This window comes from Virgibacillus sp. MG-45 (genome assembly GCF_036409425.1).
GTDB lineage: Bacteria > Bacillota > Bacilli > Bacillales > Amphibacillaceae > LDC-1.
On the sequence record NZ_JAXOFU010000001.1, the window covers coordinates 164,784 to 189,506 of the forward strand.

At 37.4% G+C, this 24,723-nt stretch carries 21 protein-coding genes, 1 pseudogene and 1 riboswitch; of the genes and pseudogenes, 4 read left to right on the forward strand and 18 right to left on the reverse strand.

Annotated elements, in window-relative coordinates; translation table 11 throughout:
• Positions 1 to 77: 77 nt before the first annotated feature.
• The 4 genes from SPK86_RS00865 to SPK86_RS00880 form a co-directional block, all read right to left on the reverse strand.
• Positions 78 to 1,286: a S8 family peptidase gene (locus tag SPK86_RS00865; protein ID WP_330948468.1), complete on the reverse strand. Its 1,209-nt coding sequence runs from the start codon at positions 1,284 to 1,286 to the stop codon at positions 78 to 80.
• A 309-nt stretch (positions 1,287 to 1,595) separates the two neighbouring features.
• The gene (locus SPK86_RS00870) at positions 1,596 to 2,390 is read right to left on the reverse strand and encodes an aminoglycoside phosphotransferase family protein (RefSeq protein WP_330948469.1); all 795 of its coding nucleotides are present in this window, start codon (positions 2,388 to 2,390) and stop codon (positions 1,596 to 1,598) included.
• Positions 2,391 to 2,472: 82 nt separating this feature from the next.
• On the reverse strand, positions 2,473 to 2,910 hold the full coding sequence (locus SPK86_RS00875) for a CBS domain-containing protein (protein ID WP_330948470.1): 438 nt from the start codon (positions 2,908 to 2,910) through the stop codon (positions 2,473 to 2,475).
• Positions 2,911 to 2,960: 50 nt separating this feature from the next.
• Positions 2,961 to 4,124 carry an MFS transporter gene (locus SPK86_RS00880; protein WP_330948471.1) on the reverse strand — a complete coding sequence of 388 codons (1,164 nt, stop codon included), beginning with the start codon at positions 4,122 to 4,124 and terminating at the stop codon, positions 2,961 to 2,963.
• Positions 4,125 to 4,372: 248 nt separating this feature from the next.
• Here SPK86_RS00880 and SPK86_RS00885 point away from each other — a divergent pair, with 248 nt between their 5' ends.
• Entirely contained in the window at positions 4,373 to 5,599 is a 1,227-nt protein-coding gene (locus SPK86_RS00885; RefSeq protein ID WP_284139359.1) for a dicarboxylate/amino acid:cation symporter, read from the forward strand.
• Between the two features lie 140 nt (positions 5,600 to 5,739).
• Here the strand turns inward: SPK86_RS00885 and SPK86_RS00890 are convergent, their stop codons facing one another.
• The 6 genes from SPK86_RS00890 to SPK86_RS00915 all read right to left on the reverse strand — a co-directional run bounded on the left by SPK86_RS00890 (position 5,740) and on the right by SPK86_RS00915 (position 13,766).
• Positions 5,740 to 6,855, reverse strand: a complete 1,116-nt coding sequence (locus SPK86_RS00890) for an anti-sigma-I factor RsgI family protein (RefSeq protein WP_330948472.1) — start codon at positions 6,853 to 6,855, stop codon at positions 5,740 to 5,742.
• A complete protein-coding gene (sigI, locus tag SPK86_RS00895) occupies positions 6,852 to 7,580 on the reverse strand; it encodes an RNA polymerase sigma-I factor (RefSeq protein WP_284139361.1) in 729 nt (242 codons plus the stop codon). Before sigI ends, SPK86_RS00890 begins: the two co-directional genes overlap by 4 nt.
• A 427-nt stretch (positions 7,581 to 8,007) precedes the next feature.
• Positions 8,008 to 9,399 (reverse strand): DUF5667 domain-containing protein, encoded by a 1,392-nt coding sequence (locus SPK86_RS00900; protein ID WP_330948473.1) that lies wholly within the window; start codon positions 9,397 to 9,399, stop codon positions 8,008 to 8,010.
• Between the two features lie 50 nt (positions 9,400 to 9,449).
• Positions 9,450 to 9,544: riboswitch (cyclic di-GMP riboswitch) on the reverse strand.
• Positions 9,545 to 10,099: 555 nt separating this feature from the next.
• A complete protein-coding gene (locus SPK86_RS00905; protein WP_330948474.1) occupies positions 10,100 to 11,152 on the reverse strand; it encodes a phosphotransferase family protein in 1,053 nt (350 codons plus the stop codon).
• 124 nt (positions 11,153 to 11,276) lie between these two features.
• Entirely contained in the window at positions 11,277 to 12,515 is a 1,239-nt protein-coding gene (locus SPK86_RS00910) for a metal-dependent hydrolase family protein (RefSeq protein WP_330948475.1), read from the reverse strand.
• An 81-nt stretch (positions 12,516 to 12,596) separates the two neighbouring features.
• Complete coding sequence (locus SPK86_RS00915) at positions 12,597 to 13,766, reverse strand: hypothetical protein (protein WP_330948476.1); 1,170 nt, start codon at positions 13,764 to 13,766, stop codon at positions 12,597 to 12,599.
• A gap of 261 nt (positions 13,767 to 14,027) precedes the next feature.
• Here SPK86_RS00915 and SPK86_RS00920 point away from each other — a divergent pair, with 261 nt between their 5' ends.
• Positions 14,028 to 15,281 (forward strand): DNA polymerase IV, encoded by a 1,254-nt coding sequence (locus tag SPK86_RS00920; protein ID WP_284139366.1) that lies wholly within the window; start codon positions 14,028 to 14,030, stop codon positions 15,279 to 15,281.
• A 29-nt stretch (positions 15,282 to 15,310) separates the two neighbouring features.
• Here the strand turns inward: SPK86_RS00920 and SPK86_RS00925 are convergent, their stop codons facing one another.
• Complete coding sequence (locus SPK86_RS00925) at positions 15,311 to 18,055, reverse strand: UPF0182 family membrane protein (protein WP_330948477.1); 2,745 nt, start codon at positions 18,053 to 18,055, stop codon at positions 15,311 to 15,313.
• Positions 18,056 to 18,299: 244 nt separating this feature from the next.
• Between SPK86_RS00925 and SPK86_RS00930 the strand changes: the two genes are divergently transcribed.
• A complete protein-coding gene (locus tag SPK86_RS00930; protein ID WP_284139367.1) occupies positions 18,300 to 18,524 on the forward strand; it encodes a hypothetical protein in 225 nt (74 codons plus the stop codon).
• A gap of 61 nt (positions 18,525 to 18,585) precedes the next feature.
• Here the strand turns inward: SPK86_RS00930 and SPK86_RS00935 are convergent, their stop codons facing one another.
• The 3 genes from SPK86_RS00935 to SPK86_RS00945 all read right to left on the reverse strand — a co-directional run bounded on the left by SPK86_RS00935 (position 18,586) and on the right by SPK86_RS00945 (position 20,531).
• The gene (locus tag SPK86_RS00935) at positions 18,586 to 18,993 is read right to left on the reverse strand and encodes a hypothetical protein (RefSeq protein ID WP_284139368.1); all 408 of its coding nucleotides are present in this window, start codon (positions 18,991 to 18,993) and stop codon (positions 18,586 to 18,588) included.
• Positions 18,994 to 19,133: 140 nt separating this feature from the next.
• Complete coding sequence (locus SPK86_RS00940; protein WP_284139369.1) at positions 19,134 to 19,559, reverse strand: OsmC family protein; 426 nt, start codon at positions 19,557 to 19,559, stop codon at positions 19,134 to 19,136.
• 156 nt (positions 19,560 to 19,715) lie between these two features.
• Entirely contained in the window at positions 19,716 to 20,531 is an 816-nt protein-coding gene (locus tag SPK86_RS00945; RefSeq protein ID WP_330948478.1) for a nuclease-related domain-containing protein, read from the reverse strand.
• Positions 20,532 to 20,693: 162 nt separating this feature from the next.
• Here SPK86_RS00945 and SPK86_RS00950 point away from each other — a divergent pair, with 162 nt between their 5' ends.
• Positions 20,694 to 21,413, forward strand: coding sequence for a YebC/PmpR family DNA-binding transcriptional regulator (locus SPK86_RS00950; protein WP_284139371.1), 720 nt, complete (start codon positions 20,694 to 20,696; stop codon positions 21,411 to 21,413).
• Positions 21,414 to 21,501: 88 nt separating this feature from the next.
• Here SPK86_RS00950 and SPK86_RS00955 read toward each other — a convergent pair whose 3' ends face one another.
• The 4 genes and pseudogenes from SPK86_RS00955 to SPK86_RS15165 all read right to left on the reverse strand — a co-directional run bounded on the left by SPK86_RS00955 (position 21,502) and on the right by SPK86_RS15165 (position 24,711).
• Positions 21,502 to 21,834, reverse strand: a complete 333-nt coding sequence (locus tag SPK86_RS00955) for a DUF4870 domain-containing protein (RefSeq protein WP_284139372.1) — start codon at positions 21,832 to 21,834, stop codon at positions 21,502 to 21,504.
• Positions 21,835 to 22,130: 296 nt separating this feature from the next.
• A complete protein-coding gene (locus tag SPK86_RS00960) occupies positions 22,131 to 23,102 on the reverse strand; it encodes an NAD-dependent epimerase/dehydratase family protein (RefSeq protein ID WP_284139373.1) in 972 nt (323 codons plus the stop codon).
• A gap of 299 nt (positions 23,103 to 23,401) precedes the next feature.
• Positions 23,402 to 24,274, reverse strand: a complete 873-nt coding sequence (locus SPK86_RS00965) for an alpha/beta fold hydrolase (RefSeq protein WP_284139636.1) — start codon at positions 24,272 to 24,274, stop codon at positions 23,402 to 23,404.
• 88 nt (positions 24,275 to 24,362) lie between these two features.
• Positions 24,363 to 24,711 (reverse strand): annotated as a pseudogene (locus SPK86_RS15165) (GNAT family N-acetyltransferase).
• Between the last annotated feature and the right edge of the window lie 12 nt (positions 24,712 to 24,723).

The following is a 24,723-nucleotide window of genomic DNA, read 5'->3' on the forward strand; positions in this document are numbered from 1 at the left end:
GAATAGTCAAAAAAATTCCTTAATAAAAAAAGAGCATCGTCCACAAAGTAAAGTGGAACGTTGCTCTTTTTTCTATACTAATAGTTTACTGCATCAAAGGCATTTATTATTCCATACTTAAAATAGGTTCCTTTTCCTGGGATTGTATCAGCAGTATTTTGAATTGCTGCACGTACTTGGGAATTATTTTTCCCTTGACCTGTTAATAGACCTGCCAATCCTGCTACATAAGGAGAAGCCATAGATGTACCTGATAAATAAACATAACGATTGTTAGGATAGGTAGAAGCAATATCTACTCCTGGTGCCATTACATCTACCCATGTACCATAATTCGAAAAGCTTGCTTTTCGATCATTACGATCTGTTGCACCAACTGCGATTACATTTGCATAGGAGGCAGGTTCAAATGTTGTGGATACACCATCATTTCCAGCTGCTGCAATAATAACTGCTCCTTTATTCCATGCATAATTAACTGCATTTTCTAATGTTGTTGTGTTACAATCACATCCGAGTGATAGATTAATAACTTCTGCGCCATTATCTGCCGCAAATCTTATCCCATCCGCAACATTAGCAAGTGACCCACTTCCTCTTGCATCAAGTACTCTAACTGCGAGTATTCGAGTATTGGGAGCCATCCCTGCAATACCAACTCCATTATTTGTTTCTGCCGCAGCAATTCCAGCGACATGTGTTCCGTGCCCATTTAAATCATTAGGGGTATAATCTTGATCAACAAAATCATATCCAAGAATTGTTTTTCCATCTAAATCGGCATGATTATAATCAACACCTGTATCCAAGACAGCGATTTCCTGACCCGTGCTCCCCTTAGCAACATCCCAGGCTGTATTGGCATACGTATGGAATAACCCATATTGATAGTTAGGACTAAAATACGTATCATTCGGTGACCACGCTACATTAAATTTAAAGTTTGGCTCTGCATATGCCACATTTGGATTATTATTCAATGCTTTCACTACTGCTTCAACATTTTTTACCTTTAATATCTTAAACGGAGATTTGACAGCATCTAAATCTGGCAATTCTTTGGCATCCAATTTCTTTAAAAGCTCTTGCTGCACTTTATTTGATACGGTTTCATTAAACTTTACGATAACTTCATCTTTGACAAAGCGACTTTCAGTAACAGAACTACCTTCTAACGTCTCCTTCGTCAATTCTTCTCCACCTTGACTGACAGCAGCTTCACTTACTATTGGCATCCCGATAATAAATAATGCGATAGCCAACCCATTCAGAAACTTAGATTTCATTGCAAATTCCTCCTTTTTAAGATTTACATATGTATTCTAAAAAAAGAGCTGATATCCTGCTTCTTATGGGTTGGGAAAAAAATGTCGATTCGAACCATTTTTTTCGAACTATTTGCCTATTTTTTATCAAAAATATCCCTTTCATCTTGAGAGAAAATAGGAAACCCCAATAAAATTAAGCTTTATTACTTTAAAATTTATTGAATAACATTGGAAATATTTTAAAAAACAGACGTTTTTTTTACTATATTTTATAAATTTTCAGATATATTTAAGGTAAATGACCTACTATCTTTTATAAAAAAACTCTTAAAAAAATTCGTATAATCCTTCCGCAAAATATGTATATTCCATCTTGTTTAGTAACCTTTCGCCATATCCCGCAAAAAAATGGATCCTATCTTCTTCCGTTTGGAAAGCGAATGGCTTCGGGCGAATGGCAAGTGCAACATCATAACGTGGGTCTCCATATGCACCTCCACTCCAATCGATGACACCACTAATCTTCCCATCACTAATTAATACATTATCAACAGTAAAGTCCCCATGAATTAGTCTTTGTGGATAAAAAGCAGGCTTGTTCTGTTTCAGCTTCTGCAGTAAGCTTGGTGAGCCATCTACTTGATAATGCGTTAAGTTAATCATGGCATTATCGAGCATATCATCTAACCAAATATTATTCGCCTGTTGCCATTCTTTCGGACACGGAGTAAGATGTATTGTTTTTAATATCTTTCCATACTGAAAAAGCAGCTTTTCTTTTTGTTCTTTTTCTACAGCTGTATTAAGCACCTCTCCTAGCGAGATTCCCTTTAGTCTTTCCATTAATAGCCAGCATTGATTTAACTCCTGTTGTACTACTTTCTCATAGACCTTTGGGGTCGGTAAGCTCGTTTTTTCCAACATTTCTAAAGCCTCTATTTCTTTCTCTAGCCAAGACCGATACTGGTTTCCTTTTGCTCGTTTCAATACATAATCGATTTCTTTTGTTTCTATAAATGCGACATCTGATGTACATCCTTGTTTTGGAAAAGAAATCTTTACGATATCACCACATTTTTTCTTTATTTTTAATGGGATCTCATTCCGTGTTATAGGCTCCATCTACTCCCCCCTCATTTTTCCTCATTTTACCATGTAAAACAAAAAATAGCCCCTCACTTCAAAAAATGAGAGGCTATCTTCTCTATTGCTGTGGCGCGGAAGGAGTGGATATACTAGATAACGCTTGTCCCGCCTTTTGATCATGCTGCTTATCAACAGCTAAATCACCAAGTGAAACCATCCCGACGATGTTTTCATTTTCAACGACTGGCAAGCGACGAATTTGTTGTTGTGCCATGAGCTGGGCAGCTTGCTCCACTTCCATTTCAGGTGTTGCTTGCACAACACGCTGCGCAGTCATCACTTGGGATACTGGGGTTTGAGCTGCTTCCCCCTGTGCAGTTGCTCTTAACGTAATATCACGATCTGTAATAATGCCAGTCATTTGACCACTATTATTCACGACTGGTATTGCGCCAATATTCTTTTCACTCATTAAAGCTGCTGCTTCTTGAACAGACTGTGTTTCGTTTACAGTTACAACGTCCGAAGTCATTACATTTCGTAATTGTTGGCTCATTGTATAACCTCTCCTTTCATAGAATAGGATTGGTTATACGTCTTAAAATATTAAAGGGAAATTTTTCTTGCACGTGTATGAAAACTGCTTTTTTTAGCAATATAAAGAAGCAGCCCTGCACTAAAGAGCATCATTACACCGCTAAATATAAACGGAATTCCCCATATCTCTGTAATAATTCCTGAAATAAACGAACCGGCAACAACACCTAAAGAGAAAAACGCGTAAAAAATACCATACGCCTTTCCGCGATCTACTTGTGTTGACGCATCAGCTACCATTCGATTCATGGAAGGAAATACAAAGGCAAAGCCAGTTCCATAAACGATCATTGCTACAATTCCAATCCATAAGAACGGGGTAACACTTAAAATAAAGAGGGCTATTCCAATTAGTGTGAGTCCAGCAGCTACTAAAGATAAAGGGCTGAACCGATCATATATTTGATTAATTGGCGTTAAGAACACGACAAGGGCCATAATTCCAAACGTACTCAACAGCATGCCCGTTGTTTCTGTTGTCATTCCTAATTCCTGAACCTTAAGTGGCAAAGCAAATGCAAGTGTTCCATTACTCACCATTAAGGCAAATGCACCAAGTGACGCTTGAAGCAATGCAGGTGTTTTTAATAACGGAATAAAATGTTTTAAATTGACTTTCCCACGTTCTCTAGAAACAAAAGACTCGTGAAGATATTTTAGTACAAGCAGTGATGTAATAAAGAACAATCCTGCCACAAGTAAAAAGACATATTCTACTTCAGAGCGCGCCGCCATTGATCCACCAATAGCAGGCCCGATAATAGCAGCGATTCCGATTGCCGCTCCAGTATATGCCATCGTTTTTCCTCGAGATCCTTTTATTGTTTGATCTCCGATATAAGCAAATGCTGCAGGGATTAAGAGACCTCCTGCTAACCCATGCATAAAGCGAACGACGAACAACTGCTCACCAGATTGTGCAAGTGGGTAAAACAGTAAAATAACAAAAACAGATATCATCCCTGTAAAAAGCATCCGCTTTCGACCATATTTATCAATCCAATGCCCACCGATTATATTTCCAACCATATTGGTTAAGGAATATACTGCGACGATTGCACCAGTTAATATTTCCGAAGCTCCCAATTCTATTGCAAAAGGAGTAATAATCGGAAGCTGTATAAATGTATCTAAAAATGAAACTATAATAAAAAAATAAAGCATTTTTGACATACTTACATTCCTCTCTTTCTCCCACTAATTATACTTTAAAATCTAATATAATTCAGAGGAAAAAGAGTGAAATCAACGTTTTGTCACATATTCTACAAAAAAATGAAACAATCCATGCTTTCATTGTCATCATAAATCATTCAAAAAGGGTTATTTTTCACATTTACATCATCTGAATGTAGTAATCCGTCTTTTTTTGGTAAGATAAGAATACACATTAAATCTATCGAAAAAGGCGTGGAATAACCATGATGAACATATGGAAAAAATACAAATCTACATCATTTGTATTAAAAATGTCAGTTGCTTTTTTATTAGGAATTCTTTTCGGAATCATTTTTCGTCAACAAGCAAGTATTGTTGCACCGCTTGGCACATTACTCATTCATTTACTTAGCTTAGTTGCTATCCCAGTTATCTTTCTTACTGTTGTACTCGCTGTTAATAAAATGAACATAACAAAGCTCGGAAGAATGGGTGGAAAACTGATTTTATACTATGTTGCTACTACTGCAGCAGCCGTATTAATAGGCTTAGGCCTAGCACTTTGGATTAACCCTGGTGAAAATCTTTCTTTACCAAATGTACAAGTCGACAAACCAACAACACCAAGCTTTTCTGACATCTTACTTCAAATCGTTCCTAAAAACATTTTTGCAGCATTTACAGCTGGCGATTTAATGGCAATATTGTTTTTAGCTATCATTATTGGTGTTGCTATTTCATCCATGCGATTCTCTACTGATAAAAAGATGAAGGAATATGGAACTATGCTCGATACGTTTTTTACTGCTTTAAATGAAATGTTTTATAAGATTTTGCAAGGGGTTCTTTTATACGCACCAATTGGTATTTTTGCTATTAGTGCTTCTGCCTTTGGCGGTCAAGGCTGGTCAACAATCCAATCGCTTTTTAAATTTACAGCTGTGTTTTACATTGGTATTCTTTTGCTTTGGGTATTTGTTTATACAGCATTTCTTAAACTTTCTGGCACCCCAATCCTCTCCTTCTTTAAGGAGACAAAAGAAGCTTATACGACTGCTTTCTTTACATCAAGCAGTATTGCATCGTTACCAATTGCAATTCAATCCGCAAAAAAAGCTGGTGTTTCCGAAACTACCGCAAATTTTGCCCTACCATTAGGTGCTGTTTTTAATTCTGATGGTGGTGCTTTACGTATGGGGGTTTCACTCGTCTTTGCTGCAAACATAACGAATCTAGCACTTTCTCCAACTGATTTTCTTATCATTATCTTAATAGGGACATTGTTATCGATTGGAACTGCTGGTGTTCCTGCTGCTGGTTTAGTTACTTTATCAGCTGTTTTGAGTATGTTTGGATTACCGCTTGAAATTGTTGCACTTATTGCGGGTGTAGATGCCATTATTGGAATGGCCGGAACTGCTTCAAATGTCATCGGCGATATCGTTGGTGCTGCCGTCGTAGACAAATCTGAAAAGAAACGAGCAGCATAACGACTACTTCTTTAAAAATGGCCTCCTACGTCTAATCTAGGAGGCCGTCTTCTTTACTTTTTTATATGTCAATTAAACAACGGCTTGCATAAGAAGACTCTTATGCAAACCGCTATTAATAACATTCCATTACAATGTGCTTAATCTTCTTCCGCTTCCTCTTTTTCCTGCTCTTTTTCTTTCATTTCTTCTTGTTTTTCACGCTCTTTTTCTTCTAATTCGTTTTGCTTTTCACGTTTCTTTTCTCTTTCTTCTGCTAACTTTTCTTGACGTTCCTTTTCACGTTCTGCCTGCTCTTCACGTCTTTCTTTTTCACGCTCTTTCTTTTCATCTATTAATTCTTGTCGATCTTCCTCATTATTATCATCATCGTCTGTTCGTTGTTCACTTTTATCTTGAACTGGCTCGCGATCTTTCTTTTCATCATTTGTATACGACTTTTCTTTCTTAGGTGTAGCAGGAGCATTCGTTGTTGGCTTTTTTGATTTATTTCTTTTTACTGCTTCTTTAATGTTTTGTTTGTTCTCATTCAAAATGGTAGAAATTGATTTTTCTCGTGAGTCCTTTACACTAACACGTACACCTAATTTATTTAATTCATCATAGACTTGATATTTATTTAAGGATAAATTTACATTTCTTGCTTCTTCTAATAAATTTTTATTTCCCTTTCTTATCGTAACAACAGAAGCAATCGCATGAGCCTTTAAAGATTGCTGGACCTTTTGTTCCAATACCTTTTCACTTGGTAGCGAATGTTCATCTTTCCCTAGTGATACAACTGTGATAGCTATCCGATTGTTATGTTCTTTTGATAAATAATGCTTTTTCACAGAATTTGTCACGACTTCATCAAGATATTCGTAAAGTGCTTTATTCTTATTTTTAATACCTTCTACAACAGCGCTAGCATTCTTATTTAATGACTTTACGCGCATTACTTGAAAATCTTTATCCGTATATATTTCCAAGCTTGGATTTATATCAAGGGCGAAGACATATGCTTCATCTTTTTTCATTGTATCTAGCATGGTATAAGCAACAAGAGATATAAAGATAATAGCTATTGCAGTCAAAATTTTTGTTGTTCTATAAAATGGCATTTGTCGTTTTTCTGTATAAGTATATGCTTGTCCAATACGAGGTACATCATTTTTAGCACGGGGAACATTTTTAAATTGTCCATCTGAACATAAGAGTACAATATCTGTTGAAGTTACTTTGACAACTATTCCATCATATTGTTTCGTCTTCATGATTTCCCCCACTTTCTAGCAGATCCTTCTACATATTCCGACAGCCTGTTCCATTCGGGATGAAGCTTTAACACGAGGAGTGTAACAATGTATTTTCGATGACGCTCCACTGTTTTCCGCTTATAGCCTGTACGTTTTAAGAAAAGGGTTACAGGCAGCTGTTTCTTTTGCTTGAATTCCGCTACTAAATCTTGATAAACTAAAAATTCTCCTACCAATTGTTGTAGCATATAACGCGTATCTCGATGCTTCGGGGAGTATCTCTCTAATTCCTCAAATGCAATATCATATTGATGCAGTACTTCATTTAATTCCAATATTTCTTCAACTAAATCTTCTTCTTCCATAGATTGCTGATATGTATCCATTGATTTTTCTACATCATACACATTTACATTGCCTGTCCCATCTTTTTTGGGTATAACTAACGGAACGTGCTGCATCTTTGTTTCTTTTCGGTAAAAATCAATTAAATCTCTTTTTATTAATAAATAGACATAATTTAGAAATGATTTTCGTTCTTTCTTGTCATATGTATCGATTGCGCGATTAAACGCTAATAATCCTAAGCTTGCTTCTTCATCACTCCACGTAACATACCTTTTACAAATTTGACCGACTACATTTATAATATATGGTCTGTAATGCCGGATTAGCTTTTCTCTTGTTAGCTCATCGCCCTCCGCAGCTAATGTAACGTAATCGGCGATTTCCAGTTCCTGCATTCCATTTCCCCCGATCGAATAATCATTTCTAGAATAATCATACGTGTTTCCATGTTGGGGGTAAAGTCTTTTTCTACTACCCATTAATTCTTTAAGTAAATCCAAATAAGAATGAGACAATACGAAATCGTTTGCCTCAAAATATGAACAATAGCATCACAGTTTAAAAATGGGTTCGCTTTCCCCAGGCACGGCCACAGCTAACACGGAAAAGAAAGTCTGCTTTTCCGTGTTGGTGTTCGACGTACAGGACAGGCTAGCGCAGACGTTGCCACAGGATTTAGCGATTTTAGTCTGCGTTCCATGGTTCCTGTTCCTGAAGGAATCTCACCCATTTCAACTGCATGCAATTAAATTTAAATGATTATCATCATTATTTCATTCGGACTTTTCGGATGAAAAATTGTTTTGTTCCAGCCAAGTTCAATTAATCTTCATCGTCCTCTTGATCGTCATCATCGGCTTCTTTTTTATTGGCTTTTTCAGCCTTTTCTTTTGCTTTCTCTTCAGCTTCTTCGCGTTTTTCGCGTTCTTTTTCAGCTTTTTCTCTTGCTCTTTCTTCTGCTTCTTCTCGTTTCTCGCGCTCTTTTTCAGCTTTTTCTCTTGCTTTTTCTTCAGCTTCTTCGCGTTTCTCTTGTGCTTTTTCAGCTTTTTCTCTTGCTCTTTCTTCTGCTTCTTCTCGTTTCTCACGTGCTTTTTCAGCTTTTTCCTTTTGCTTTTCTGCTAATTCTTCTGCTTCATCATCTTTATCTTCTTGCTCATCATCAAGGTCATCATCATCTTCTTCTCTTGCTTCTTCTTCCGCTTCCTCTTTTAACTCATTAAATTCTTCTGCTGCTTCTTCTTGTAATTCTTTTATTTTTCGGTCTGCTTCTTCCTGTGTAATCTTTCCAGCAGCTAAATCTTCTTGAATTTCTAATAACTCTTCTTTGATTTCCTCTTCAAGTTCTGCATATTCTTTGACAATTTTAAACTCGATTTTCTTACGCTTAATGTTTTCCTTTGCTTTTAGAAGATTTTGAAGCGCAGTTTCATCGCCAGCTTCTTTTGCTTTTTCAACCATTTGGTCAATATACTTCTCTTTTTTCTTAATTACTTTTTTCATAATTTGACCTGGATCTACATTTAATTCCTTCGCTATCTCGCCATATCCTTTTCCTTCTTTTAACATGGCTGCGATTTCATCTTCTGTTTTACCACTTTCTTGTGCTAAAGCCACTACTTTAACAATTTCACCAAAGCCAAATCCTTGTTCACGAAGTGTTTTTACTTTCTCTGGATCAAGGTCTTTTACTACATTAGCAACTAAATAAGCTTCTTGTCTTTTTTCCTCTAGGGTTACTGCTTTTTCTTCTTCCAGTTTTTCTGTTACAGCATCAGAAACGGACGTTACATCTTCCAGTTTTGTCGATAAATCCTCTTTTACTGTTTGATCGATTTTCTCTGAAATTACAATTTCCGCCACATTTTCCTGTGCTTTTTCTAAATTTGTTAAATAAGCATCGATAAGTTTATTAACGTACTTATCTTTATCTTTTCCTGCCATTTGATCTGCTTCAGATAAGCGCTCATTAGCAAATTGTAATAATAGATCTGATTCTTTTTCTGGATCTGTTGTAAAGAGCAACTGCATATTTTCTCCAAGCTTATCAAAGAAATAAAAGAAATGATCAGGTGTCATTCCTGCTTGCTCGGTTGCTGGCTCCTTTGTTGTGTTATTCCCCTCTACTCCAGTTGTATCCGCGTAGGCGGAGTTTGCAACGAGTAAAGTCCCCGCAAACACAGTCGTTGTTAAGATTTTTTTTAGTTTATTCTCCATTTGACTTCTCTCCTTGAGTACTATAAAGACAATTTTTAGTTCCTATGTAACACGGCAGCTGGCTGACATAGATATTCTCCATTAAACATCTTTAGTCCCTCTAGCTTTGCGTCACCACCTTTCAATGGTTTTGCCTTTTTCATCTTTTATTTTGAAAATATCTATCATTCATACGCCATTGTGTCGAATTTTGAGGGGGGATGACGAAATAAATTCAAAAAATATTTAAAATCAAAAAAAGATGCTGTGCATAAGCAGCATCCTTTCGTTTCGGACTATAAATAGCCAAAAAAAATTAGGAACATACGATCGAATATGGTATAATTTAGTTAACAATAGGCCGGCTTCACATGAGGGGTTCGGGCACACTGTTAACCTTCTAGGATGTTTTCCTTGAAGGGGGGTGATGCCTATGGATATGGAGGGTGTATTAACGCTGATGATTTCATTTGGCATGTTAATCGCTTTTATCATGTCCGAGAAGAACAATAAAAAATAACCCCTCATGTGCTTTAGCCGAGACGTGAAGGGTTATTCCCAAATCGTGCCTTCCCCTCTTGCTGGGGTTGGTCTATTGTAACCGTTCCATGCATCCGCATGGGGCGGTTTTTAATGATAAATTAACTTCTAAACGTATTATACCACGAAATCAGAAATTATACACAGCTTATGATCAAATTAATTCAGAAAATTCCTTGCTTTATTGATGTAAGCAGGAAGGGTTATCGATTTTGTCTACGAAATCTGCAACCTTCTCTGTGTAACGACTAGCCCATATAAAGAATGCAAGATCATTATCCCAATCGACTTTATTTATAGCCTTTGCACATCCCCAATCCAATATACGCTGATGAAGCATGTGCACCATAAGACGTTGCTTTATTTCCGTTTTTTCATACGAATGCATACAACCGTTTATATACGTTTTCATCAAATGCAAGGCGATGCTCTCTTCTTCCTTATCTATATATAGCGTGACAAGCTTTATTAAATCAGATAATGGATCACCAAAGTAAGCGTTCGTAAAATCAAAGACACCACTTACTTTCCATCCTTCCGTTTTTGTGTGATCAATCAAAAAATTTCCCGGTTTAAAATCTCCCATCACAAAGCATGGCGATGAAAACGCTGCAAATGCGGATTGCGATGTATCTAATATGTGCTGCACCCATGCGATATCCTTCGGTAAAATCAATGAATACTTCGTTGCATCCTGTAACCAAAAATAAATTCGTTTATATAGCCAAGCTTGGTATCCCTCTTGGAATGGAGTAATAGAACATGTTAATGGATTTAATTCTCCACAATCACGAACCCGCCATTGATGAAATGCTGTTAATGTATGTGCGATCCTCTCGGCGATTTTTACTTTCTCCTCATAAGGAAGCTTTTCGTAAAGCTGTTTATCTGTTAGATGATATCCACTGAGACGAGGCATAATTGCATAGTTCCATCCGAAAATATCTTCAGATTCATCAAGAATGTATGGGACTGGAACGGGAATATCCGTGTGTTTATGAAGCTGTTCAATAAAGTATTTTTCCTCTTTAAGCTGCCCTTCATACAACGGGTTTCCTTTTAACACATAATCTCCCTTTGTCGTGCAAACATACATCGTTTGTCCCATTGCACCTTGTGCTGTTCTTTGTGCGGAAATGAATTGACCAAGCCCTTGTTTGTCAACCATTTGCTTTATTTGTTGGTCATTAATATTTTCCAATTTATTTGAAGCAAATATGATTTTGGCAGTCATCCCTTATCCTCCAATAAGCTTTCTGTGCTTTTATGAATATCATATACTATCCTTCGTGCCACTTTCCAGTAAAGACCAATTCTTATAAAAAATAATAAGGCCGCCAATTTGGCAGCCTCATCACCTATAATACATTTTTTTCGATTTTGCCATTTTTCATAACGACTTGCACCGTATTATTATTGGCAAGAGAATAAATATCAGCTAACGGATCTCCTTTCACAATAATTACATCGGCAAGCTTTCCGTTTTCCAACGTTCCAACTCGATCCTCCCAGCCTAGACAAGTTGCAGCGGTTTTTGTGGAAGCCACAATCGCCTCCATTGGCGTCATTCCTCCGTCAACCATTAGTCCAAGCTCTCGGAGGTTTGTGCCGTGCTTCATGACACCAGCATCGGTTCCCATTGCAATTTTAACACCTGCACGGTACGCTTTTTGAAAGCTTGCTTGGTGCTGTTCGATTACTTCCTTTGATTTTTGCACAGCTGTTTCTGGCATTCCTGTTTCTTTGGCCGTTTCTAAAACTGCCACCGGTGCGAGCAAAGTAGGCACTAAATAAGTTCCGTTTTCCAGCATTAATTCAATTGCTTCATCATCGATAAATATACCATGCTCGATCGAATGAATTCCTGCTCGTACCGCATTTTTTATTCCTTCTGCTCCCTGTGCATGTGCCATTACTTTTATCCCTTTACGGAATCGTCCTTCTTCTACAATGACCTTTAACTCCTCTAAGGAAAACTGGGTGAATTCTGGATGATCGGTTGCACTTAATACACCGCCCGTTGCATGTACCTTGATAACCTCAGCACCAGCCCGTAGCATTTCTCTCGTCTTTCTTCTAACTTCTTCGATACCATCACACTTCCCATTTGGCATACCGGGATAATCTGATGGCAAAATGTCCATTTCCTTTCCAGAGACCGTATAACCATCCCCATGCCCACCTGTTATTGTTAAGGCATTAATGCTTAGCTGTAGCCTCGGACCAGGAATAACCCCCTCCTCTACAGCCTTTTTCACGCCTAAATCGGTTCCAAGGGCATCTCTTACAGAAGTGATTCCCGCATGTAAAGTCGTTTTTAAATATTGCGCGGCTTGATAATACATAAATGAAAATGGAGTTGCTAATCGTTCCGCTAATGGGGAATATTCCATCATCATATGTACGTGTGTATCAATCAAGCCTGGCATGATCGTACCACCTTGCGCATCAACAACTTGTTCTTCCCCCTTTAATTCATATCCATCTTCAGGTCCTGCATAAGCAATGTAGGCTCCTTCAACAACTACTAGCCCCTTTGAAATTGGTTCACCACCATTGCCATCTATCACTCGTCCATTTTTAAATACGATTGCCATGCTATGTCCTCCCTTATATAGAGTAAGCTTTTTATAATCCTATGCTGCTAAGCAGCTTCTTATTTTCAATTAAAGATAGAGCTATAATGTTTGTACTAATATACCTGCTAACACAACCGAAGCTATCGTAACTGTTGTAAAACCACCAATAAGCATCGGAGCTAAAAGTTCATTAAAAATGATGGAGGATTCCTTTTCATTTCTAGCTGTACTCCTGCTAACTTCTTCACAAAGAATGTAATCACCAGGAAAACCAAATAATGCTGTCAACGCTACAGGCATTCCTTTATATGGATGCCATTTCACTAATTTCGAGGTAACATATCCACCAATAGTTATGCCAATTGTACCGATAACAAGAATAAGGACAATGCTTGGAAGATTTTCTAATACATCTCCTGGAGTAACATCTGCCATCGTACCAATCACTACAAAAATGATACCAATCATCGTAATCGTAAACGAATTTGCCTTCTCAAGTGATTTTTCCTCTAATAATCCAAGCTTTAAACCTACAATCCCAATTGCTAGACACCATAGACTATAATGAATAGGGGTAACGCTTCCTAATGCTACACCAATTCCCGCACCAACAAACACATAGAACAGCTTTAAAGTCATACTTGATTTTAGCGGGTCTAAGCCTTCAGCTTTCTTTCCGCCTTCTATCTCATCTACTTCCTTTACCATTGGAACAAATGTCCCTTTGTCCATTTCCTGAATAATTTTTGCTGCATACCTTCGCATAAAGCTCATCGCAATTGGCATGCCCATCACACCTTGAAATGCTACGATTAATGCTGGAATGATGACCAAGCTTGATAAGCCGATTTCTGTTAGCTTTTCCGAAGTAATAAGTAATGCAATAATGCCTCCACTAATTGGACCAACTCCCGCCACCGCTGTTGGATAATCAAAGACCAACGGTACAATCGTTAATATTAAAATCCCTGATACAATTAGTCCGCCTAGAGCAATGAGAACCGCTTTTATTTGACTCTTTAATAACGAGAAGGGAATTAACGTACCCATGTGTGTAATAGCTGGTCCGATTAAAATAGCTCCAAGTGCAGGCAACGTAGATTTTTCTAAAATATCCGTTGGAAAAACCCCTGTCCATACACATACAAGAAAGCCTACCATGGCAGTGAGCAGCATCGGAATTCTTGCCCTTGAAATAATGGAAAGCCACTCTCCAAATGCAATTAGTGCGAAAATCATTACTGTAGCAATTAGTGGATTACTAAGCATGTAATACCCTCCTCATGTTGCAATTTTTAAAATATTGTATGTAATATATCACCCTCTACTTTATTTGTCTATTGTTTTTTGACTATTTTTTATTAAGAAAATATTTTTGTTATTTTGAAAGCGGTTGCTTTGTTTTTTATTCCCAAATACGGATTTAATTAGATTGATACAAGCCTTTTCCATGCACCATTTTTTCCCATTGGTAGTTCGATCTCTTCTTGGTATAATAAGAACAAATGTTCTATTTTTGGAGGAGATAAAATGGACTACACACGTTTTCCTCGTCATGATGTACTTTGTATTGATATGCGTTCTTTTTATGCAAGTGTTGAAGCGATAAAGCTTGGACTTGATCCAATGAAAGCATTACTTGCAGTTGTTGGAGATCCAAGCCGATCAGGCAGCATTGTTTTAGCCGCTTCGCCTGCTTTAAAACAAAAATACGGGATAAGTAATGTAAGTAGATTTTTTGAGCTTCCAACCGATGATCCAAGCCTCGTTATCGTTCAAGCCCATATGGCAGATTATGTTGAAGTCTCACTTGCTATTACAAGGCTCCTCAACAATTATGCGCCTAAAGAAGCAATTCACCCGTATTCGGTTGATGAGGTTTGGATTACAGTGGATGGCTTACAAAAGCTCTTCGGGGATGTACATCAAATCGCGCATACCATTAAAGAAGATATCCTGCACTCTTTTGGTATTACATGCTCTATCGGCATCGGCGATAATAAATTTCTTGCTAAGGTTGTCATGGATCTCCACGCAAAGAAAACTGGCATTGCCGAGTGTCGATATGAAGATGTTGAAAATAAGCTGTGGCCCGCTCCAATTGAAAAAATTTGGGGGATTGGCAGTAATATGAAGCGAAATCTTAATCGAATGGGAATTATTACCCTCGGACAATTAGCAAAGACCGATCTACAGCACTTAAAAAAACGATATGGCGTAATGGGAGAACAACTCTATTGGCATGCCTGGGGGATTGACTTAAGCCCTGTCTTTGGAAACTTTACGAAAACAGAACAAAAAGGCTTTGGACATGGAATGACCTTATTACAAGACTATTCCAAGGAAGATATTCCGGTTTGCATCCTTGATTTATGTGAAGAAGCCTGCCGACGAGCACGAACTGCAAAAAAGGTAGGAAAAACGGTCCACCTTGGTGTTGGCTATTCGAAAGAGGTTGGTGGTGGCTTTAGCAGATCCCGATCCCTCCTCCTTCCAACAAACACCACCATGGATATGTACGACGTTTGTATGCAATTATTTCATCAGTTTTATGATGGACATAGTAGCATCCGCCGGGTGTATGTGACACTTGATAACTTGTCTGATGACAATGAAACACAGCTCAGCCTTTTTCAAGATACAAGTAAGCGTAAGGATATTGGATTCGTGATGGATCAGATTCGAGATAAATATGGATATACCGCCATTTTAAGAGCTTCTAGCTACACATCTGGCGGCATTGCAATCGACAGAAGTAAAAAAATCGGTGGTCATTTTGCATGACCACCGATTCGTTATTTTTAGCTTATTACTTATTCTACTTCATTTAAACGAGCTTCAATTGCTTCCATGATTTCGCCCGCTTTTTTCCAATCCCCTTCAGCCATTGCCTCACGATAAGCCTCAAATTGCTGTGAAAGCTCCCGCAACACATCTTCTGCACCAAGAATCGGATCTGTTTGTTCCTGTGAATCTTCCCCTTCATCCTTTTGAGGAGGCTTTTGTTCTGTCGTACCATTACGATCTGGGTTTATTAAATCAAGGATTTTTTGTAATGACTTATCAAAGGTTTCTTCCATTACAATATGATCCTCATAAGCCATGATCACTTGCTTTACTTCAGGAAGCGATGTTTCATTGGACGACTCGATATAAACCGGTTCTACATAAAGCACCGTATCCTCAATCGGAATAGCTAGCAAATTACCACGAATCACCTTAGATCCACCTTGTGACCATAAGTTTAATTGCTGTGAAATCACACTATCCTGGTTAATTCGATTTTCAATTTGCTGTGGTCCATAAATATTTTTCTGCTTTGGAAAACGGTAAACGAAAATCTCGCCATAATTTTCTCCATCATTTCGTACACCCATCCATGAAATCATGTTCTGCCGTTTTTTTGGCGTGTATGGCATCATAAGGATAAATTCTTCTTCATCATATTCTGGTAGCTTCATCGTCATATAATATGGCTCCATTTGAATATCCTTATTAAAATATTTCTCTGTCGGGAATTGCCAATAGTCTTCCCGATTATAGAAAATTTCTAAATTAGACATGTGATACGTACCATACATTGCTGCTTGGATTTTGAATAGCTCCTCTGGATAACGGAAATGCGCTTGCACATCAGCAGGTATTTTCGTTGTAAACATATCTGGGAAGATGTTCATATATGTTTGCAGCAATGGATCCTTTCCGTCAACCACATAAAAGCTCACTTCACCCGTATAGGCATCAACGACAACCTTCACAGAGTTTCGCACATAGCTTTCATTTCCTTTATGTGGCTCTGAATAAGGATAGTTATCAGCAGATAAATATGCATCGAGCATCCACGCCAAGCTTCCATCCTCGCGAACGAAGATATATGGATCCTTGTCATATTTAAAGAATGGTGCAATACGTTTTACACGATCCTTAATATTCCTCGTCGCTAATAGCTGACTTTCCTCTGTTACCTGATCGGAAATTAACATACGGAAAGAGCCTTCATGAATCGCGAACAAAAATCGGTTTATTCCTTTTAATGGAATACCCGCTTTCGCTTCATAACGATTTGTCTGGTTCTCATCACCAGATGGATAGTCAAATTCATCCACCTTTGAGTTTACTACCACGTTCGGATAGGACTCTTCCCCAAAGTAAATTTGCGGACGTTTTACATCCATCACGCCTTCTGGCGGCAGGTTTTTCAACATATATTCCGGCTGTCCCTGTGAGGTTACTTTATTCACATGACTCATTGCCACTCCATAGCCATGTGTATAGCGTAACGTGCGGTTTCTCCAAGTCTTTGCTTGATCTGGAAGACTATCCGTATTCATTTCCCGAACACCAACAAAAACCTGTTCATACTTTCCATCAATTTGATAGCGATCGATATCGATATCATTAAACTTATAATACGTTCGAAACGTCTGAAGCTGATTATAAATATCAAGTAATGGTCGCGAGTCATTAATTCTTACATTATTGACTGTCAACGCGTTCCGCTCTACCATCGCTTCATCTAAAGAATGATTACCTGGATGTTCCTTTTCCTTAATGTTATCTAGATCATAGGCAGCTCGGGTGAAATTCAAATTATGCTCTAAATAGGGCTTCTCTTTGGTAAATTCATTTGGTGACACAATAAAGTTTTGCACGACAATCGAAGCCGCCTGCCCAACGATGACTAAGCCTACATATGCAATTACCGGCACTACCATTGCATGTAGCTTGCCACGAACAAGTGAAACAATCATCCAAATCGTTCCAATAATCGCCACTGCCGCTAATATATAAGCCTTCGGAATATTGATTACTTTATCCGTATAGCTTAATCCATGAACAACACTATCCTGAAAGATATTCACACTGTTTGTTAGCAACGTACCATAAGGTGCAAGCAAATGAAGACCTGCTAATAACACACCAATAACTGCTAATGTTATACCTAAATGAAACTGAGCGGATCTACTCTTTAAGTACATATTAAAAACAGAGTATGCTCCAATTTCAATAAACAGGAAAAAAATACTTAAACCTAGCAATACATACAAAATAAATTCCACAAATGGTAGGACGAAAATATAAAAAGATATATCCATGTTAAAATATGGATCCGTCTTCCCAAAGGAAGCATAATTTAATACTTTTAAAGCCGGCTCCCAACCAACCCCTTGAACGATCATACTACCAATTAATCCAAGAAATAGCGCAATTCCAAGCATAATAAGCGTGCTCGGTTTACGATATTGGATTACTGGTGGAACCTTCTGCGGGCCTAAATGAGTCATATACGAGCGGCGAATCCAAAACAAGGTAAAGTAACTGACTATCGCAAACAAAATGAAGCCTGCTACACCAAGCATGATTTTACTAGAAAAAATAGTTGTAAATACGTTACTAAAGCCGAGTGAATCCATCCAAATATAATCAGTAACCCACTGGAAGGAAATCAGGGCAATAATAATTAATGCGAGCAAAATGGCTACTATAAAGCCTATTCGCTTGCCTACTCGTTTCATTTTATGTAACTGCGTAACGTTGATGTTTCCATTAAAATCCAATACTGTTCCTCCTAAACAATTCTATAATTCCCTTTTACTATCATACCAGAATTCAGAAAGACTTTCTTACTTGTAATACGCAGCAATTAAATAAAAGTTTCAATAAAATAAAACTTCATTTAGGATAATAAATGGTTCTCGAAGATCATTTTATATAACATAGGTGATCAATTGCATAAAAAGGCAGGAATCATTGCTTTTTTCGTGTATAATAGCTTTAAAATGAAAAAGGAGCGTGCATACATTGGCTAGATCAAAAGCAGCAAAAACACGAAAGAAACGGGTAAGAGAAGGAAGACTTGACCCAGAATTGATGCGAAGCCCTTATGCTGAGTTAGACTTACGAACAAGAAAAACGAAAAATAAAAAAGACCTTATTTATAAGATCAAACATAAGAATCGTCCTTTGCAACAGCGGGATAACGATTCTTTTTTTATTGTTATATGCACCAATCTCAATGCTTGGTAGCTTGACTAATTTTTTATAAAACAGAATCCGATTTTTCATTTTTTAATTGGGAGTAACTTCATTATCGCCAGCGAATAGCCATTGTCAGCTTACAGCACTCTACTTCGCCTATATCTGCTTCCAGTCGAATATTTATCCCATCTGGATTATAGTCAATTACCGAACGGGAGCTTATACCGGTTGATTTAATAAGACGCTGCACAGTCTTTTTATCACTTTCCTGTGCTGCCTTCATGACGTCTCTGGCAAAATCAGTTGAAACTGAGATCTTTTCAACGATTCGCTTGGCATCCACCATTAAAGGCTCAAAGGATTGAGCTGATTTTGAAAAAATCGTAGGATCAACTGGTGGATATTGTCGAGTAGAAGGTATGTAGGCATCATGTGGATATGCAAATGAAAGAGGATGAACATAAATAGGCTCTAAAATGAATGGATATGGGTGATATACTAAGTTCGCGTACTGCATGCACACTACCTCCGAATGAAAAGGATGTCATACTTAATACATAGCATATGCAATCAAATTTCCAATGTGCTGTAGCACTGTCAATAAAAAACGCTCCCCCAGATATGGAGAAACGTCTTATATGAAACACCTTATTAATGTTAAATGGATACGTTACCTTTTACGCCATTAATCGAATAGCTAGCTGTCATTTTCGCACTTAACGAATGGGCAACAGAACAATATTTATCCTTAGATAACTGTACTGCCCGAGCAACTTTATCCTCTGGCAAATCACCCTCTAATGCATAATGAATATGAATCGCTGTAAAACGCTTTGGATGATCATCCGCCCGCTCACTTGTTACATCCATTTGAAAGGATGAAGGATCCAAACGCATCTTATTTAAAATCGAGATAATATCCATCCCTGTGCAACCAGCTACCGCATTTAATAGTAGCTCCGTTGGACGTGATCCACCATTTTCACCACCGACATCTGGAGATGCATCCATTTTTATTTCATGTCCAGAAGGGGTATCTCCCGAAAACGCCATTTTTCCATCCCACTTAATTGTCATATCCATAAACATCCAACTCCTTCATAGATATTGTATTCCTCACCGTACTGCTCTAAATCAACTTATCTAGAAAGCAACATGCTTCCCTATATTTATTGTAAACCAAAACAGCTAAACTATTGATAAATATGCTTGAAAACTAACCGTGATTTCAAAAATGGTCTAAAATCCTTTTTGGTGCGCATAACAATAAATCTCTCCATTATATTTTGCATTCGATTGACAATACTTTTCCACTTTTTCAGAAACGCTTTTATTACATATAGCACATTTTGCAGTACTCGTTCTTTCGTTTGCCTTTCTATTTTTTTTAATCGCAGCATTATGCTCCATTCTTTTTTCTGGATCCGTAATGTTTACATTTGAAAGTGCTTGAAAAATTTCGTTTATATCCTCATTACTTAGTATAGCTTCTTTATGTAATAGCTTTGCTCGTGAAATTTTTCTCGTTATTGTTTCAGTCAAATAAATATCATATATAACCATCTCATTTGCTGTAATTTCTCTTAGCGATTGATCAATTTTTAATGTACATCTTTTAGTAAACGTGACAATCGAATAAAAGCTAGAATAGAATTTATTATCAATCCATGGCTTCATTGCTTTGATATGCCCATAGTTTTGAACGATTGGATTCAGCATTTTAAACTTTCCGTTCACAAGCCATGTTTTTTTATCTTTTTCTCCATAAATGGTTCCCTGATAGTTTTTCGTTTCAATGACAAAAATTCCATAAGGAGTCAAAACGAGATGATCAATTTGTGAATAGCCAGAAATAGACTTTTTATTTTCGATCATCAAATCATTTATATATCGATATTCCTTTGGCAGCTGACTTAATTGTATATCTATTTTATACTCCCCAATTTCTCCTTTTCGTAAAGCAACCTTCTCTTGTTTCTTTTCCGAAGGCTGTTTCCTTATCTTTTCATCTGCAGGTTTTTTTCTCTTTGAAAATACATTTAAAATATTTCGCATCTAAAAACTCCTTTCCAACTCCCCCTTTATATCGGCCTCTTAATTTAAAACATGAATGGTAGTTATCTAGATCTCTTTAATAAAAAAATGTTGAACAAATGGAACGTTTTGTATTACTATTTTTAATGTAGATTTGAAAGAAACGGGAAGCGAGTGTTCATTATGGGCCGAAAATGGCAAAATATTAAAGAAAAGAAAGCATCGAAGGATACAAATACAAGTCGCATCTATGCAAAATTCGGACGAGAAATTTACGTAGCTGCCAAGCAAGGCGAGCCAGATCCTGAGTCGAATCAAGCTTTAAAAGTCGTTCTAGAGCGTGCAAAAACATATAGTGTACCGAAATCCATCATCGATCGTGCCATTGAAAAAGCAAAAGGTGGATCTGAAGAAAGCTATGATGAGCTCCGATATGAAGGGTTTGGTCCAAATGGATCGATGCTAATTGTAGATACACTAACAAACAATGTAAATCGAACTGCATCTGAAGTCCGTTCTACCTTTGGGAAAAACGGCGGAAACATGGGGGTCAGTGGTTCAGTTGCTTATATGTTTGATCATGTAGCTGTGTTTGGTGTAGAAGGAAAGTCTTCTGATGATGTATTTGAATTATTGTTAGATAATGATATCGATGTACGAGATATTTCAGAGGAAGAAGACCATGTTATCATCTATGCGGAGCCAGACCAATTCCATGCCATTCAACAAGTATTCCGCAAGATTGATATAACCGATTTCACAGTTGCAGAATTAACGATGCTCGCACAAAACGAGGTCAATCTGTCACCAGCGGATAAAGAGCAATTCGAGAAGCTTGTCGATGCTTTAGAGGATCTAGAGGATGTGCAGCAAGTCTACCATAATGTTGATTTAGGAGAATAAAAGATAGCCGTGTAATTTCCAATAAAAATGAGAAGCTACCATAAAAATGATGTTTAAAATGGTAGCTTCCTCTTTTTAGAATACATATTTACTTAATTAAACGAAAAACAAGTGGAATTCGATAACGCTCTCCATTATATGCCTTAAACAATGCGATGAGTGTAAAAATTAATGCTAACGCACCAACAATAAATATTAAAAGAATTCCAATCAAAACCAGTATTAATATTCCGCTAATAAAAGAATAAATGGCAAATGAGATAAAGAAATTAAAATATTCCTTTCCATGATAATCCACGAACTCTGATTCATCACGTTTGATCATCCAAATGATAAGCGGTCCAATTATTGGAACAAATAAACTAACAAGATAAATTAACATTGCAAATAAACGATCATCACTTGTCGTTCTTTCATCCATAATCTCTCACTCCCCCATATTTTTTCAATTTTAATCATATACTAAATATCGTAATAAGAAAACAAATTTCTGCATTTATTGAGAAAATACACATTATTCCACCAATTAAATCGTCCCTTCATAAAACAAAACCCTCCATGGGTTGGAGGGGAGTTTGACCTTATCACGCGAAAATTCAATCAGACGCTTTTTTCTAATAGAAAAGAACTGGACATTTTCCGTTTGTATACCTTTATCTTTTAGGCTTGAAGTTAGATCTTGCTATCCATCTCGAGAACCATAGTCTTTGCAATCATTTATTCTATGCATGATTTTATCGTTTCAATAATCGAAGCCTTTACATCATCTTTGTTATATTTTAGTATTGGCATCGTATCATTCGGGTCAATGTATGCATCCCGGTTTTGAAGATCCGCTGTTACAGCAGCATGAATTGCATGCTCCTTCCCTGCTTCTGCCGCTTGTTCATCCCTTTTCGCATAGGCAGGCTTCATTTTCTCTAATGGAACCACTTGAACAACTGTATCTTTTTGCCCTAGTACATCGGCAATCAACTCGAAAAATGCTTGATACTTCATATTTGTATCGGAAATGGCATACTTTTCACCGTGCTTCCCGAATTCTAATGCCCCGATGGTTGCCTCCGCAACTTGCTTGACTGTAACCATTGCCGTACCTCCACCTAATACAGGAACAAATTCCTTTCCTTGAATTTGTGGAAGGAACATTTTCCATAATGGTGTGCGTCCAGGCATTGTTCCAAAAATATACGGCAAACGCAAGGTCATTACGTCCATTTTACCTTCGCCTTCTAATATCGCTACTTCTTCCTGTAGCAATCTAGTTCTTGGATAAGCTTGGTCGGTTGCCAATTTAAATTCTGGCCATTTTTCTGCAAAGTGGGCAAAGTAAGAACCATAAAGCACAAAACGCTTCACACCTGCTTGACGTGCTAGTCTTGCTAACCGCTGCGTAGGTAACACGTTTTGCTCATAGAAAAAACGCACTGCTGGCGCATCTGGAACAATTCGTTCATCTGCACCCGCCGCATAAATAAACATTTCTTTTCCTTTTAATAATGCAAGTATCTTATCATCACTCATTTCATTAATATCACCGAGCTCACATTCAACCTCAGGAGGTAATAATTCCGCACTAGGCATCGGTGGCAATGAAACCGTTGAAACTGTATAGCCACGCTTCAATAACTCTCTCGTTGTATGATAACCTAATAAACCTGTTCCACCAAGTATAAATACATTCTTCATAAGATCTCCTCCACCTTTGTGAAATTTTGAACATACTTTATATTTTTATTATAGCTGAAGTTCTCTCGGATATACTTTTTATTTTCGTCTGAAATGTGTCATTTCATGATTTTCAATTTTTCTTGATTTCGTGCATGTACCAACAACAGTAGATATAACAATATATTTTTTATATAAAGGGGAAGGCATATTCACTCATTTTATATAAAAAAAGCCACTGTACAAATAAGAGTGACTTTACATATATTTATAGTATGCCATCGTATGAAGATTATGGATTGAAAAATCACCTTTTATACTTACTTTCTTATCCGATGCTTCTCCAAGAAACCTACATATTTATTGGTGACTTCTTTACTTCCCTTTCCAATCCAGATTAGATGCCCTGGAGAATTAAGTACAAGTAATTCCGACGAGTTTATATGACGATGGGCATGATAAGCATGTTCGATTGGCACTGCTGCATCCTGTTCACTATGCATAATAAGCGTAGGTGTCGTAATGCATTGCAAAAGTTCTAACGTAATATCTTTCGTTTGATCAATATCTATCATAAATCCCTCATATGAGCGCTGGCGTTGGTTCATTTTTTTAAATGCTTCAATATCTGACTTCTCTATTTCGCTTTTGATTTGTTGATATGGTACAAGGCTAAAAGAACTCCACATTTGCTGGAATAAATAGTGTGGAGCACAAGCATTAAGAACTGCAATCATCCTCCAAGTCAGTCGTTCCGTTTTTGGATGAAACAATATTTTAGCAGTTTTATAAAGCATGTCACCTTTTTGATGCCAAACTTTCGAAACCGCACTTTGTAACGTAATAGTTTTAAACCGCTTAGGATATTTATAAGCAAGATAAATCCCGCTTGGACCTCCTGCTGACATACAAAGAAGATGCGTTTTTTCATGCCCCAGATAATCTAATAGATTTAAATAATATTGTGCAGCTGTTTCTAAACTTTTTCCAATTTCTCGAGAAGTATTTCCATACCCTGCCCTTGAGGGAGTAATAAGCGAGTAACCTTCTTCAATTAAAGCTTCATAACCAAACGCTTCCATGCAGTTTGAGTGCCCACCATGCATTACAAGTATGGGCTCATTTCCCTCTCCTACAATAGAATATTCCAATGTCATACCATTATGAGTGTAAGTACCAAGCTTTCTTTGCATACCACTGCATGGATAATGAAGTTGTAATGTCATTCTTTCACCCACTTTACAATAATTACAATCTGCAAATATTGACTTCTTCGTTTAATCAATCAACATACTCTTCTTGCAATAACCCCATAAAAACAATGTCATGCCAGTTTCCAGCTCTAAACAAACTCTGCCTAGCCGTTCCTTCCTGGACAAATCCTAGCTTTTGATATAATTGAATCGCCCGGTTATTGAAAGAAAACACACGTAAAGATACTCGATGGAGGTTCATTTCCCGGAATGCATAATATGATATTGGTTTTCGCGCTCGCTTGTCCAAGCATAATATTTTCGACGAACTGTGTGGTCTCTTCGATATCATAAACATCTAAAGATAGACTCGTAGATTGCATCATCGATGTATCGTTTCGCCAAGCATGATAAAGCGGGATATCCTCTAGCGACATTTTCCTCAATTT

Coding starts and splice junctions, on each gene's coding strand:
- SPK86_RS00865 (WP_330948468.1), bottom strand. CDS start 1,286: ATGAAATCTAAGTTTCTGAATGGGTTGGCTATCGCATTATTTATTATC.
- SPK86_RS00870 (WP_330948469.1), bottom strand. CDS start 2,390: ATGGAGCCTATAACACGGAATGAGATCCCATTAAAAATAAAGAAAAAA.
- SPK86_RS00875 (WP_330948470.1), bottom strand. CDS start 2,910: ATGAGCCAACAATTACGAAATGTAATGACTTCGGACGTTGTAACTGTA.
- SPK86_RS00880 (WP_330948471.1), bottom strand. CDS start 4,124: ATGTCAAAAATGCTTTATTTTTTTATTATAGTTTCATTTTTAGATACA.
- SPK86_RS00885 (WP_284139359.1), top strand. CDS start 4,373: ATGATGAACATATGGAAAAAATACAAATCTACATCATTTGTATTAAAA.
- SPK86_RS00890 (WP_330948472.1), bottom strand. CDS start 6,855: ATGAAGACGAAACAATATGATGGAATAGTTGTCAAAGTAACTTCAACA.
- sigI (WP_284139361.1), bottom strand. CDS start 7,580: ATGCAGGAACTGGAAATCGCCGATTACGTTACATTAGCTGCGGAGGGC.
- SPK86_RS00900 (WP_330948473.1), bottom strand. CDS start 9,399: ATGGAGAATAAACTAAAAAAAATCTTAACAACGACTGTGTTTGCGGGG.
- SPK86_RS00905 (WP_330948474.1), bottom strand. CDS start 11,152: ATGACTGCCAAAATCATATTTGCTTCAAATAAATTGGAAAATATTAAT.
- SPK86_RS00910 (WP_330948475.1), bottom strand. CDS start 12,515: ATGGCAATCGTATTTAAAAATGGACGAGTGATAGATGGCAATGGTGGT.
- SPK86_RS00915 (WP_330948476.1), bottom strand. CDS start 13,766: ATGCTTAGTAATCCACTAATTGCTACAGTAATGATTTTCGCACTAATT.
- SPK86_RS00920 (WP_284139366.1), top strand. CDS start 14,028: ATGGACTACACACGTTTTCCTCGTCATGATGTACTTTGTATTGATATG.
- SPK86_RS00935 (WP_284139368.1), bottom strand. CDS start 18,993: ATGCAGTACGCGAACTTAGTATATCACCCATATCCATTCATTTTAGAG.
- SPK86_RS00940 (WP_284139369.1), bottom strand. CDS start 19,559: ATGGATATGACAATTAAGTGGGATGGAAAAATGGCGTTTTCGGGAGAT.
- SPK86_RS00945 (WP_330948478.1), bottom strand. CDS start 20,531: ATGCGAAATATTTTAAATGTATTTTCAAAGAGAAAAAAACCTGCAGAT.
- SPK86_RS00950 (WP_284139371.1), top strand. CDS start 20,694: ATGGGCCGAAAATGGCAAAATATTAAAGAAAAGAAAGCATCGAAGGAT.
- SPK86_RS00955 (WP_284139372.1), bottom strand. CDS start 21,834: ATGGATGAAAGAACGACAAGTGATGATCGTTTATTTGCAATGTTAATT.
- SPK86_RS00960 (WP_284139373.1), bottom strand. CDS start 23,102: ATGAAGAATGTATTTATACTTGGTGGAACAGGTTTATTAGGTTATCAT.
- SPK86_RS00965 (WP_284139636.1), bottom strand. CDS start 24,274: ATGCAAAGAAAGCTTGGTACTTACACTCATAATGGTATGACATTGGAA.